Here is an 11,838-nt window from a genome sequence, read left to right as displayed (position 1 = left end):
AATGATTTTCTATAAAACGGCACATTTTAAGGAATGTAGCGCAGACCGAAGAGAGGAGCAAACGAAATGACGAAATATATTTTTGTAACCGGGGGAGTTGTATCATCACTCGGAAAAGGAATTGTGGCTGCGTCACTTGGCCGCCTTTTGAAAAACAGAGGCATGAGCGTCACCATCCAAAAATTTGACCCCTATATCAACGTTGACCCGGGAACGATGAGCCCGTACCAGCACGGTGAGGTATTCGTTACCGATGACGGCGCTGAGACTGACCTTGACTTAGGGCATTATGAGCGGTTCATTGACATTAATCTGAACAGATTCAGCAACGTGACGACCGGTAAAATTTATTCCGCCGTATTGAAAAAAGAGCGCCGCGGGGACTACCTCGGCGGAACGGTTCAGGTCATTCCGCATATCACAAATGAACTGAAAGACCGCGTGTACCGTGCAGGCAAAGAAACAAACGCAGATGTAGTCATTACTGAGATCGGCGGAACAGTGGGAGACATCGAATCCCTTCCGTTCCTTGAAGCCATCCGTCAAATGAAAAGCGACATCGGCCACGAAAACGTGATGTACATTCACTGTACGCTTGTTCCGTACATCAAAGCGGCGGGCGAGCTGAAAACAAAACCGACGCAGCACAGCGTAAAAGAGCTGAGAAGCCTCGGTATTCAGCCTAATATCATCGTCGTGCGCACGGAAATGCCGATTTCTCAAGATATGAAAGATAAAATTGCGCTCTTCTGCGATATTGACACGAAAGCGGTCATCGAGTGCGAAGATGCGGACAACCTTTACTCCATCCCGCTTAACCTTCAGGAGCAGGGACTCGATAAGCTTGTCTGCGATCATATGAAATTAGAATGCAAAGACCCGGATATGACGGAATGGAAAGACCTTGTCACGAAAGTGAAAAACTTGTCTAAAACCATTACAATCAGCCTCGTCGGTAAATACGTCGAGCTTCAGGACGCTTACATTTCAGTCGTTGAATCACTGCGCCACGCCGGCTATGCGTTTGACGCTGATGTGAAGATCAAATGGATTAACGCCGAAGAAGTGACAGAAAGCAATATTCAAGAGCTGACTGGCGGCACAGACGGAATCATCGTGCCCGGCGGTTTCGGAGACCGCGGCGTAGAAGGGAAAATCATCGCCGCCAAGTATGCGCGTGAGAATAAAATTCCGTTCTTCGGCATCTGCCTCGGTATGCAGATTGCATCCATTGAATATGCGCGAAACGTATTAGGTCTGGAAGGGGCTCACTCTGCGGAGATCGATCCGTCCACTCCTTATCCGATCATCGACCTTCTGCCGGAACAAAAAGATGTCGAGGATCTTGGAGGAACGCTTCGTCTCGGACTGTACCCTTGTAAGCTTCAGGAAGACACGAAAGCCTTCGAAGCGTATGCGGATGAAGTGGTATACGAACGCCACCGCCACCGTTATGAATTCAACAACGAATACAGACAGCAAATGGAAGAGAACGGTTTTGTGTTCTCAGGAACAAGCCCTGACGGCCGTCTTGTGGAAATCATCGAGCTGAAAGACCATCCTTGGTATGTCGCTTGCCAGTTCCACCCTGAGTTCAAATCAAGACCGACAAGACCTCAGCCTTTATTCAAAGACTTTATCGGCGCTTCCGTACAAGCTGCAGAACAGAAGTAATAAAAAAAGACTTGCCTCCTTTAAAAGCGGCAAGTCTTTTTTCTGCATCAGGCATATTCCTGCATCATTTCCTTTAACGTAAAGGACAGTGCGTGATAGACATACAGGCCTGTCATTAATGAAGGAAAGCCGTATCTTGTCCCGTCTTCATCAGGCAGAAGCGGCATTTTTAATTTGCTGTCAATATGAACATCACAAAATTCCTCAATCCCGGTTTGATCTTTGATGACAGGAGATACGCCAACGAGGCCGATCCCTTTTTCATAAAGCTTTTGAGCCAGCGCCTGTTCTTCAGCCGTGCCCGGACCTGAACAAAACATCAGCACCCTGTCGCTTTCTGTAATCGAATCAGCTGTATCCGGAAACGCTTCGACGGAAGGCATCGGTTCTGAGCCGAGTTCCGCCTCGCACAAAATGCCCTGCATCTCATTTGCGCCGTATAAATAAATGGTATGACCGCTGACGGCTGCCTGCGCCAGCAGGCGCGCGCCGTCTTCTATTGCTTCGGATTCCTTATCCTGAATGCGGGAAAAAATGCCTGCAAGCTGCGTCGTAAATATCTTTAACATGAGTGAAACCTCCTTTACACATACAAGAACAGTATACAACAAAAGAGAAAATGCTCAGAAAATGTCGGAAAGTAGACTATTATAATTAAAGGAAATGTGAAAATCAAACAGAATACATAAACAACTGCTTCCTTTTGACGAAAATGATAATATTGGGGTGTAAAATGATGAATGAAAAGATTTTAATCGTAGATGACCAATACGGTATACGCATATTGCTCAATGAAGTGTTTCATAAAGAAGGGTACCAGACGTTTCAGGCCGCCAACGGCATACAAGCGCTGGACATCGTAACGAAAGAACGGCCCGATCTCGTGCTTTTAGATATGAAAATCCCCGGCATGGACGGAATCGAAATTCTCAAGCGCATGAAGATGATCGACGAATCTATCCGCGTCATTATCATGACCGCTTACGGAGAACTCGATATGATTAAGGAATCAAAAGAGCTCGGAGCGCTGACTCATTTTGCGAAACCTTTTGACATTGATGAGATCAGAGACGCGGTGAAAAAATATTTACCTCTAAAATCGAATTAATAAAATTAGAAACAATTATGTCATTGTGTTGCCGATTTGTCGAAAAGTTGGTATCCTAGAGATGGAGAAAAAGCGATCTGTTGTTTTACATATGACAGGTTTTTATGGTCATGCTATAGGTGGAAAGCTTTTTTCGAGAAGAAGCAAATCAGGCTACATAAGGAGGACTTTCGACATGCCTTTAGTTTCAATGACGGAAATGTTGAATACAGCTAAAGAAAAAGGATATGCTGTTGGACAATTTAACTTAAATAACCTTGAGTTCACTCAAGCTATTTTACAAGCAGCAGAAGAGGAAAAATCCCCGGTTATTCTTGGTGTTTCAGAAGGCGCGGGACGCTACATGGGCGGCTTCAAAACAGTGGTTGCCATGGTTAAAGCTCTTATGGAAGAATACAAAGTGACAGTTCCTGTCGCCATTCACTTAGACCACGGTTCAAGCTTTGAATCTTGTGCGAAAGCGATTCATGCAGGCTTCACTTCTGTAATGATCGACGCATCTCACCACCCGTTTGAGGAAAACGTAGCAACTACAGCTAAAGTGGTTGAGCTTGCTCATTTCCACGGCGTTTCAGTTGAAGCTGAGCTTGGAACTGTAGGCGGACAGGAAGATGACGTGATCGCTGAAGGCGTAATCTATGCTGACCCTAAAGAGTGTCAAGAACTTGTAGAGCGCACTGGCATCGACTGCCTTGCACCTGCACTGGGTTCTGTTCACGGCCCTTACAAAGGCGAACCGAACCTCGGTTTCAAAGAAATGGAAGATATAGGCAAATCAACCGGCCTTCCATTAGTACTTCACGGCGGTACAGGAATTCCGACTGCCGACATTAAAAAATCAATCTCACTTGGTACGGCTAAAATCAACGTAAACACTGAAAACCAAATTTCTTCTGCAAAAGCTGTCCGCGAAACATTGGCAGCTAAGCCGAACGAATACGATCCTCGTAAATATCTTGGACCTGCTCGTGAAGCGATCAAAGAAACGGTTATCGGCAAAATGCGTGAGTTCGGTTCTTCAAACCAAGCTTAATCCAATGTAACATCCATAAACCGCCTGACAGCATTGACAGGCGGTTTTATGTCTTACCTTTAGAAAGCGCAATCATGTTTTACAGTTCTGAAAATTTATTACTGGGGAGGCTTTCCTTATGTTATTTTTCATTGATACAGCAAACATTGACGAGATTAAAGAAGCTTATGAACTTGGCGTTCTTGCCGGAGTTACGACAAACCCTAGTTTAGTGGCGAAAGAAGCTGACGTGTCTTTCCATGACAGACTTCGTGAGATTACGGAAGTCGTGAGCGGATCAGTAAGCGCGGAAGTCATTTCCCTGAATGCTGAAGAGATGATTGAAGAAGGTAAAGAACTTGCGAAAATCGCGCCGAATATCACGGTGAAAATACCGATGACGTCTGAAGGGTTAAAAGCCGTAAAAGCGCTGAGCGATCTGAACATTAAAACAAACGTAACGCTCATCTTCAGTGCCAACCAGGCGCTTTTGGCGGCAAGAGCCGGAGCGACTTATGTATCTCCGTTCTTAGGCCGTCTGGATGATATCGGCCATAACGGTCTTGAACTGATTTCAGAAATAAGACAGATTTTTGACATTCATGATATTGATACACAAATCATCGCAGCTTCCATCCGTCATGCGCAGCACGTGACTGAAGCCGCTTTACGCGGTGCGCATATCGGTACGATGCCGCTGAAAGTCATTCACCAGCTGGCGAAACATCCGTTAACGGATAAAGGCATCGAGCAATTCTTGGCAGACTGGAATAAATAAGGGTGAAAAGGGCGGCAAACCGGTTGCATCCGTTTGCCGCACCCTTATGTTTTCCTGTTTGGCAGCGGGCCTTCAGTATCAAAGTGAAGAGTGTGTTTCCCCGGAATGTGAACCCGGCGGGCCTCTGTGCATCCTGTGTTAAAAATGCCCCGCAAAGCTTCGCTATTTTCTTCCTGTTATTTTATAATGTCCTTGTATTCTTTCTCTTCGAATTGGCTACATTTTGGACAAGAGCTTTATTTGCAGAGACAGAATAAAATGCCATTTTATTTACGCTCCGCAGCTATCTTCTTATGGAAGGAGACTATCATGGAAAAGTTGAATATTGCCGGCGGCGATCCGTTAAACGGAACCGTACATATCAGCGGTGCGAAAAACAGCGCCGTCGCATTGATACCCGCAACCATTCTGGCAAATTCCGAAGTAACGATCGAAGGGCTTCCGGAGATCTCAGATATTGAAACGCTGCGTGACCTGCTGAAAGAAATCGGCGGAAACGTCCATTTTGAAAAAGGAGAAATGGTCGTCGACCCTTCCCCGATGATCAGCATGCCGCTTCCCAACGGCAAAGTGAAAAAACTCCGCGCTTCCTATTACTTAATGGGCGCGATGCTGGGCCGCTTCAAACAGGCGGTCATCGGACTGCCGGGCGGATGCCATCTCGGGCCGCGGCCGATTGACCAGCACATCAAAGGGTTTGAAGCGCTTGGGGCGGAAGTCACCAATGAACAAGGCGCGATTTATCTGCGCGCCGAAAGGCTGAGAGGCGCACGGATTTATTTAGATGTCGTCAGCGTCGGAGCGACGATCAATATCATGCTTGCCGCTGTACTGGCTGAAGGTAAAACCGTGATAGAAAACGCCGCCAAGGAACCTGAGATTATTGATGTTGCCACATTGCTCACCAGCATGGGCGCAAAGATCAAAGGCGCGGGAACCAATGTAATCAGAATCGACGGCGTAAAAGAGCTGCATGGATGCAGGCATACGATCATTCCGGACAGAATTGAGGCGGGCACCTTTATGATCGCCGGCGCCGCGATGGGGAAAGAAGTCATTATTGATAATGTCATACCGACTCACCTGGAGTCTTTAACGGCGAAGCTCAGGGAAATGGGTTTTCACATTGAGACAAGTGACGATCAGCTTCTTATGCTCGGCGGGCAGAAGCAGATAAAACCGGTCGACGTAAAAACGCTTGTTTACCCGGGATTCCCGACTGATCTTCAGCAGCCGATGACATCTCTGTTAACGAGAGCCAGCGGCACGAGCGTCGTAACCGACACCATCTACTCGGCCCGATTTAAACATATAGATGAGCTGAGACGGATGGGGGCCAACATGAAAGTGGAAGGCAGGTCGGCCATTATCACCGGTCCGGCCGAGCTTCAGGGCGCAAAAGTAAAGGCGAGCGATCTGCGTGCAGGCGCTTGTCTGGTCGTCGCCGGGCTCATGGCTGACGGCGTAACCGAAATTACCGGTCTCGAGCATTTAGACCGCGGCTACAGCAATCTTGAGAAAAAACTCGAAGGTCTGGGCGCCACAATCTGGCGGCAAAGGCTGACGGACGAAGAGATAGAACAGCTCCAAAATTCATAGAAATGCGGACTTTTGAGAGGAGATCGTGTTGAAATGGAAAGAAGCTTATCGATGGAATTGGTTCGAGTCACTGAAGCGGCGGCTTTAGCATCTGCCAGATGGATGGGCCGCGGGAAAAAAGATGAAGCTGATGATGCGGCGACAAGCGCAATGCGTGACGTGTTTGACACGGTGCCGATGAAAGGCACGGTCGTGATCGGGGAAGGCGAGATGGATGAAGCGCCGATGCTTTACATCGGCGAAAAACTCGGAAACGGATACGGCCCGCGCGTCGATGTCGCCGTCGACCCTCTTGAAGGCACAAACATCGTAGCGAGCGGCGGCTGGAATGCGCTGACGGTGATCGCGGTCGCCGACCATGGAACACTGCTGAACGCCCCGGATATGTATATGGAAAAAATCGCGGTCGGTCCTGAAGCGGTAGGCTGCATCGATATTGAAGCGCCTGTCATTGATAACTTAAAAGCCGTTGCGAAAGCGAAAAACAAAGACATTGAAGATGTCGTGGCAACCATTTTAAATCGTGACAGACATGAAAAAATCATCTCTGAATTGCGTGAGGCGGGCGCCAGAATCAAACTGATCAACGACGGTGATGTCGCGGGCGCCATCAATACGGCCTTTGACCATACGGGAGTAGACATTCTCTTCGGTTCAGGCGGGGCTCCTGAAGGCGTGCTGTCTGCAGTTGCGTTAAAAGCGCTCGGCGGCGAAATCATCGGCAGGCTTCTGCCGCAAAGTGCGGAAGAGCAGGCCCGCTGTGAGCGAATGGGCCTTGATGTATCCAAAGTGCTCCGGATGGAGGATCTTGTGAGAGGGGATGACGCCATTTTTGCCGCAACGGGCGTCACGGACGGAGAGCTGCTGAAAGGCGTTCAGTTCAAAGGCTCCGTCGGCACGACTGAAAGTCTGGTCATCCGGGCGAAATCAGGAACGGTCCGATTCGTTGACGGAAGACACAGCCTGAAGAAAAAACCAAATCTTGTGATCCGGCCATAAATAGAGAAAAGCGGGACGGAAAGTCCCGCTTTTCTTTTGCAATAAAGAGTCAACCCTATCATTTATATGTCAAAGCATTATTTAAGTTGAATAATTTTTTGAAATGAGGTAAAAATAAAGAGTGCTGCGATTTTTCTGTGTCATTCCTTCTTTTGAGTACTGGGAAATTTTCAAATTCTACCGCATACAGACGATATAAATATTGATCTTCTCAAGTTTTTGTCCTCGCTTCCTTCAAAACTCATTAAGACATTCCTTTTTTAAAAAAGCGCCGATCATGGGTGGAAGTGTTACCGATAGAAGTTCCTGAACGTTTTATAAAAGAATGTGCTTTGGCGGAATCATGCGAAGCAGCCGATTTGAATGAAAACAGCAATACATTGACTATGAAAAGCGTGGTGTTTTTATGAAAGACGTATCTATTTCCTCTTTGGAAAATATGAAATTAAAAGAACTATATGAACTGGCCAGACATTATAAAATCTCCTACTACAGCAAACTGACTAAAAAAGAATTAATCTTTGCCATTCTGAAAGCCAACGCCGAGCAGGAGGATCTTCTGTTTATGGAAGGCGTGCTCGAAATCATCCAATCGGAAGGATTCGGCTTCCTCAGACCGATTAATTACTCGCCAAGCTCAGAAGACATCTACATTTCTGCTTCCCAGATCCGCCGCTTTGATTTAAGAAACGGTGACAAAGTATCCGGCAAGGTGCGTCCGCCGAAAGAAAACGAACGCTATTACGGACTTTTGCACGTTGAAGCGGTAAATGGAGATGATCCGGAATCTGCGAAAGAGCGCGTCCATTTTCCTGCGCTGACTCCGCTTTATCCGGACCGCCAAATGGTGCTTGAGACGAAACCGAATTATCTCTCAACAAGAATTCTCGATATGATGGCTCCCGTCGGTTTCGGCCAGCGCGGTCTGATCGTGGCGCCGCCGAAAGCCGGTAAAACCATGCTGTTAAAAGAAATCGCTAACAGCATTACGACAAATCAGCCTGACGCTGAATTGATCGTTCTCTTAATTGATGAAAGACCGGAAGAAGTAACGGATATTGAACGTTCCGTAGCGGGCGATGTCGTCAGCTCGACGTTCGATGAAGTGCCGGAAAATCACATTAAGGTAGCGGAGCTTGTGCTTGAACGGGCGATGCGTCTCGTTGAACATAAAAAAGACGTTATCATTCTGATGGACAGCATTACCCGCCTGGCACGGGCCTACAACCTCGTTATCCCGCCAAGCGGACGTACGCTTTCCGGCGGGATTGACCCGGCTGCGTTCCATCGTCCGAAGCGCTTTTTCGGTGCCGCGAGAAACATTGAAGAGGGCGGCAGTCTGACCATTTTGGCGACGGCGCTCGTAGACACGGGCTCCCGGATGGATGACGTCATCTATGAAGAGTTTAAAGGAACGGGCAACATGGAGCTTCACCTTGACCGTTCTCTTGCGGAAAGACGGATTTTCCCGGCGATCGATATCCGCCGCTCCGGCACACGGAAGGAAGAGCTGCTCGTGCCGAAAGAGCATCTTGACCGTTTATGGGCGATCCGCAAATCGATGTCTGATTCTCCGGACTTCGCAGAGAAGTTTATGAGAAAAATGAAAAAAACAAAAACGAATCAGGAATTCTTCGATCTGATCAACCAAGAATGGAAGCAGGCAAACCTTTCATCATCAGCCCGCCGCTGATAAAAAATGTATTTGCAAATGCAGTAAATGACTGATATAATTCTCTCATATGCGTTCCGGATTACTCCGGAATAATAACTCTGTTTCCACACGGGATTCAGGGCGGAAGGAGATGGATACAATGAAAGCAGGAATTCATCCTAATTTCAAAAAAGCAACAGTTAAATGCGCTTGCGGAAATGAATTTGAAACAGGCTCAGTAAAAGAAGAGGTACGCGTTGAGATTTGCTCTGAATGCCACCCATTCTACACTGGACGTCAAAAATTCGCTTCTGCTGATGGTCGTGTTGATCGCTTTAACAAAAAATACGGTCTTAAGTAATAATAGATTTTACAGGCAGGCAAGAATTGCTTCTTGCCTGTTTTTTATGTCCATAAACAGGAAAAAAAGGGGAGCGGATAGCCTATGTACATAATGAAGCAAAGCGGATGGCTTGAGCTGATATGCGGCAGCATGTTCTCTGGGAAATCAGAAGAGCTGATCCGCAGAGTGAAAAGAGCGACATATGCGAAGCAGGAGGTCAAGGTGTTCAAACCTGCCATTGATAATCGCTACAGTGAGGAGGCCGTCGTTTCTCACAACGGCACATCCATGACAAGCCACGTCATCTCGTCTTCGGCTGAAATATGGGATCATATCAGTGAAAGCACGGACGTCATCGCGGTAGATGAGGTGCAGTTTTTCGGCGAATCGATCATCGGCGACTTATCCTCGCTTGCGGATAAAGGCTATCGTGTCATCGCGGCCGGACTTGATATGGATTTCCGGGGAGAGCCTTTCGGCGTGGTGCCGAATCTGATGGCGGTTGCCGAATCGGTGACGAAGCTGCAGGCGGTCTGCTCCGTTTGCGGGTCGCCGGCAAGCCGTACCCAGCGTTTGATTGACGGGAAGCCCGCTTCCTATGATGATCCGGTCATTTTAGTCGGCGCGTCGGAGTCATACGAAGCGAGATGCAGACATCATCACAAAGTGCCGAAAAAAACAGACTGATAAATAACCCTTTTCATGAAAACATCGGTAAAAAATCCGGTGTTTTTTTGACGTTTTTTCAAAAATTGTAGTTAAATAACTTAAAAAAGAGTATGAAAAAATTAAGTAATTTTCATCTCTTGAATTTTCATTTTTACAGGCATAAAATGACTAAGTAATGTAAATAGTTATGAGACATTGTTCGAATAATTGTCAAAAAAAGATATAGCAGATCGCGATCACACTAGCCAAAATGGGTAATTACTTAACTTTGTTAACTATTTGAAGAAAGAAGGAGATTTTCTTGAATAATATTAAAGTAACGAAGGAAGGCAACTTAGAAACTACTTTAAGAGGAAAAGAAGTTCTATCTATCCCTACTTTAAATAAAGGTGTTGCGTTTTCAGCAGAAGAAAGAAAAAGCCTTGGATTAGACGGGCTGCTTCCTCCGACAATTCTGTCTCTTGATGAGCAGGCAAAACGCGCATACGAGCAGTTTCAAGCTCAGCCGGACCGCCTTCGCCAAAACGTGTATTTGAATGATTTGCAAAACCGTAACGAAGTTCTTTTCTTTAAATTGCTTCAAAACCATCTTCGTGAAATGCTGCCGGTTGTTTACACACCGACTGTCGGTGAAGCGATTCAAGAATACAGCCATGAGTACAGAAGACCTCAAGGGATTTACCTTTCTATCGACAACGTGGAAGGGATTGAAGAGGCATTTGAAAACCTTCATGCCACTGCCGGAGATATTGATCTGATCGTTGCGACAGACTCAGAAAGCATCCTCGGAATCGGTGACTGGGGTGTAGGCGGTATCAACATCGCCATCGGTAAATTAGCGGTATACACAGCTGCCGCCGGTATTGACCCAAGCCGTGTTATTCCTGTCGTTCTTGACGTCGGTACGAACAATGAAAAACTTCTGAACGATCCTTTATACATCGGTAACCGCCATGAACGTATCCAAGGCGAACGTTACGAAGCTTTCGTTGACGCTTATGTAAAAGCTGCGCTTAAATATTTCCCTAAAGCTCTTCTTCACTGGGAAGACCTTGGAAACAAAAACGCGCGCAATATCATGAAGAAATACAACCATGAAATTCTTACATTCAACGATGACATTCAAGGAACAGGCGCGATTACGCTTGCAGGTGTGCTTGCGGCTATGAAGAAAACAGGCGCGTCTATTAAAGACCAGCGTGTGGTTGTCTTCGGTGCGGGATCTGCCGGAATCGGAATCGCTGACCAAATCCGCGACACTATGGTGCTTGCCGGTCTTTCTGAAGAAGAAGCCAACAAAGCGTTCTACACAATGGACTACAGAGGCTTGTTAATTGAAGGTATGGAAAACATTCTTGATTTCCAAGAGCCGTACCTGCGCACAGCTGAAGAAATTAAAGATTGGAAACGCGATGAAAATGGACAAATTCCTTTCATTGAAGTGATCCGTCAAGCGAAACCGACAATCTTAATCGGTACATCAGGCCAAAGCGGCGCGTTCAGTGAAGAAATCGTCAAAGAAATGGCAAAACACGTTGAGCGTCCGGTCATCATGCCGATGTCTAACCCGACACCGCTTGCTGAAGCCGTTCCTAGCGATCTTTTCAAATGGACTGACGGCAAAGTGCTTGTGGCGACAGGAAGCCCGTTTGACAATGTAGAGTACAATGGCGTTTCTCATGAAATCGGACAATCTAACAACGCATTCGCGTTCCCTGGACTTGGTCTCGGTTCAATCGTTGTAGAAGCGAAAGTGATTACTCCTGCAATGTTTGCGGCAACTGCTGACGCAATCGCAGAAAGCGTTGATTTTGAAACACCGGGTGCAGGCCTTCTGCCGAGCATGAGCGACTTACAAGAAGTTTCAATTAAAGTTGCGATCGCCGTAGCGGAAACTGCCATTAAAGAAGGCGTGGCAAACCGCATTCCTGAAAATGTAGAACAAGCCGTTCTTGATGCAATGTGGAAACCGCAATATAAACAAGTTGTCGCTAAATAATTT

At 46.8% G+C, this 11,838-nt stretch carries 11 protein-coding genes and 1 pseudogene; 11 read left to right on the top strand and 1 reads right to left on the bottom strand.

From position 1 onward, the window contains the following. Positions 1-66 precede the first annotated feature (66 nt). Positions 67-1,674 carry a glutamine hydrolyzing CTP synthase gene (gene pyrG, locus JNUCC21_RS19440; protein WP_003151098.1) on the top strand — a complete coding sequence of 536 codons (1,608 nt, stop codon included), beginning with the start codon at positions 67-69 and terminating at the stop codon, positions 1,672-1,674. A gap of 47 nt (positions 1,675-1,721) precedes the next feature. Here pyrG and JNUCC21_RS19435 read toward each other — a convergent pair whose 3' ends face one another. Then, positions 1,722-2,243, bottom strand: a complete 522-nt coding sequence (locus tag JNUCC21_RS19435) for a DUF2529 domain-containing protein (protein ID WP_072589663.1) — start codon at positions 2,241-2,243, stop codon at positions 1,722-1,724. 164 nt (positions 2,244-2,407) lie between these two features. On the opposite strand from JNUCC21_RS19435, the gene spo0F reads away from it, so the two are divergent. From spo0F to malS, 10 genes and pseudogenes are all read left to right on the top strand, one after another. Then, complete coding sequence (gene spo0F / locus JNUCC21_RS19430; protein WP_012118670.1) at positions 2,408-2,782, top strand: sporulation initiation phosphotransferase Spo0F; 375 nt, start codon at positions 2,408-2,410, stop codon at positions 2,780-2,782. A gap of 175 nt (positions 2,783-2,957) precedes the next feature. Then, positions 2,958-3,815, top strand: coding sequence for a class II fructose-bisphosphate aldolase (locus tag JNUCC21_RS19425; RefSeq protein WP_003151102.1), 858 nt, complete (start codon positions 2,958-2,960; stop codon positions 3,813-3,815). 118 nt (positions 3,816-3,933) lie between these two features. Continuing rightward, positions 3,934-4,572: a fructose-6-phosphate aldolase gene (gene fsa / locus JNUCC21_RS19420; protein ID WP_007407613.1), complete on the top strand. Its 639-nt coding sequence runs from the start codon at positions 3,934-3,936 to the stop codon at positions 4,570-4,572. A gap of 309 nt (positions 4,573-4,881) precedes the next feature. Then, positions 4,882-6,171: a UDP-N-acetylglucosamine 1-carboxyvinyltransferase gene (locus JNUCC21_RS19415; protein WP_007407612.1), complete on the top strand. Its 1,290-nt coding sequence runs from the start codon at positions 4,882-4,884 to the stop codon at positions 6,169-6,171. Between the two features lie 33 nt (positions 6,172-6,204). After that, a complete protein-coding gene (gene glpX / locus JNUCC21_RS19410; protein ID WP_003151105.1) occupies positions 6,205-7,170 on the top strand; it encodes a class II fructose-bisphosphatase in 966 nt (321 codons plus the stop codon). 201 nt (positions 7,171-7,371) lie between these two features. Continuing rightward, positions 7,372-7,580: pseudogene (locus tag JNUCC21_RS19405) on the top strand (hypothetical protein). After that, on the top strand, positions 7,577-8,863 hold the full coding sequence (rho, locus tag JNUCC21_RS19400) for a transcription termination factor Rho (RefSeq protein ID WP_003151107.1): 1,287 nt from the start codon (positions 7,577-7,579) through the stop codon (positions 8,861-8,863). Before JNUCC21_RS19405 ends, rho begins: the two are co-directional and overlap by 4 nt. A gap of 121 nt (positions 8,864-8,984) precedes the next feature. Next, positions 8,985-9,185 (top strand): 50S ribosomal protein L31, encoded by a 201-nt coding sequence (gene rpmE, locus JNUCC21_RS19395; RefSeq protein WP_003151132.1) that lies wholly within the window; start codon positions 8,985-8,987, stop codon positions 9,183-9,185. Positions 9,186-9,269: 84 nt separating this feature from the next. Further along, positions 9,270-9,854, top strand: coding sequence for a thymidine kinase (locus JNUCC21_RS19390; RefSeq protein WP_063094021.1), 585 nt, complete (start codon positions 9,270-9,272; stop codon positions 9,852-9,854). Between the two features lie 283 nt (positions 9,855-10,137). Continuing rightward, entirely contained in the window at positions 10,138-11,835 is a 1,698-nt protein-coding gene (gene malS / locus JNUCC21_RS19385) for an oxaloacetate-decarboxylating malate dehydrogenase (protein ID WP_007407609.1), read from the top strand. Positions 11,836-11,838 lie beyond the last annotated feature (3 nt).

This window comes from Bacillus sp. JNUCC-21 (assembly GCF_041222765.1).
Lineage (GTDB): Bacteria > Bacillota > Bacilli > Bacillales > Bacillaceae > Bacillus > Bacillus velezensis.
This window is presented reverse-complemented; position numbering and strand designations above follow the sequence as displayed.

Coding starts and splice junctions, on each gene's coding strand:
- pyrG (WP_003151098.1), top strand. CDS start 67: ATGACGAAATATATTTTTGTAACCGGGGGAGTTGTATCATCACTCGGA.
- JNUCC21_RS19435 (WP_072589663.1), bottom strand. CDS start 2,243: ATGTTAAAGATATTTACGACGCAGCTTGCAGGCATTTTTTCCCGCATT.
- spo0F (WP_012118670.1), top strand. CDS start 2,408: ATGATGAATGAAAAGATTTTAATCGTAGATGACCAATACGGTATACGC.
- JNUCC21_RS19425 (WP_003151102.1), top strand. CDS start 2,958: ATGCCTTTAGTTTCAATGACGGAAATGTTGAATACAGCTAAAGAAAAA.
- fsa (WP_007407613.1), top strand. CDS start 3,934: ATGTTATTTTTCATTGATACAGCAAACATTGACGAGATTAAAGAAGCT.
- JNUCC21_RS19415 (WP_007407612.1), top strand. CDS start 4,882: ATGGAAAAGTTGAATATTGCCGGCGGCGATCCGTTAAACGGAACCGTA.
- glpX (WP_003151105.1), top strand. CDS start 6,205: ATGGAAAGAAGCTTATCGATGGAATTGGTTCGAGTCACTGAAGCGGCG.
- rho (WP_003151107.1), top strand. CDS start 7,577: ATGAAAGACGTATCTATTTCCTCTTTGGAAAATATGAAATTAAAAGAA.
- rpmE (WP_003151132.1), top strand. CDS start 8,985: ATGAAAGCAGGAATTCATCCTAATTTCAAAAAAGCAACAGTTAAATGC.
- JNUCC21_RS19390 (WP_063094021.1), top strand. CDS start 9,270: ATGTACATAATGAAGCAAAGCGGATGGCTTGAGCTGATATGCGGCAGC.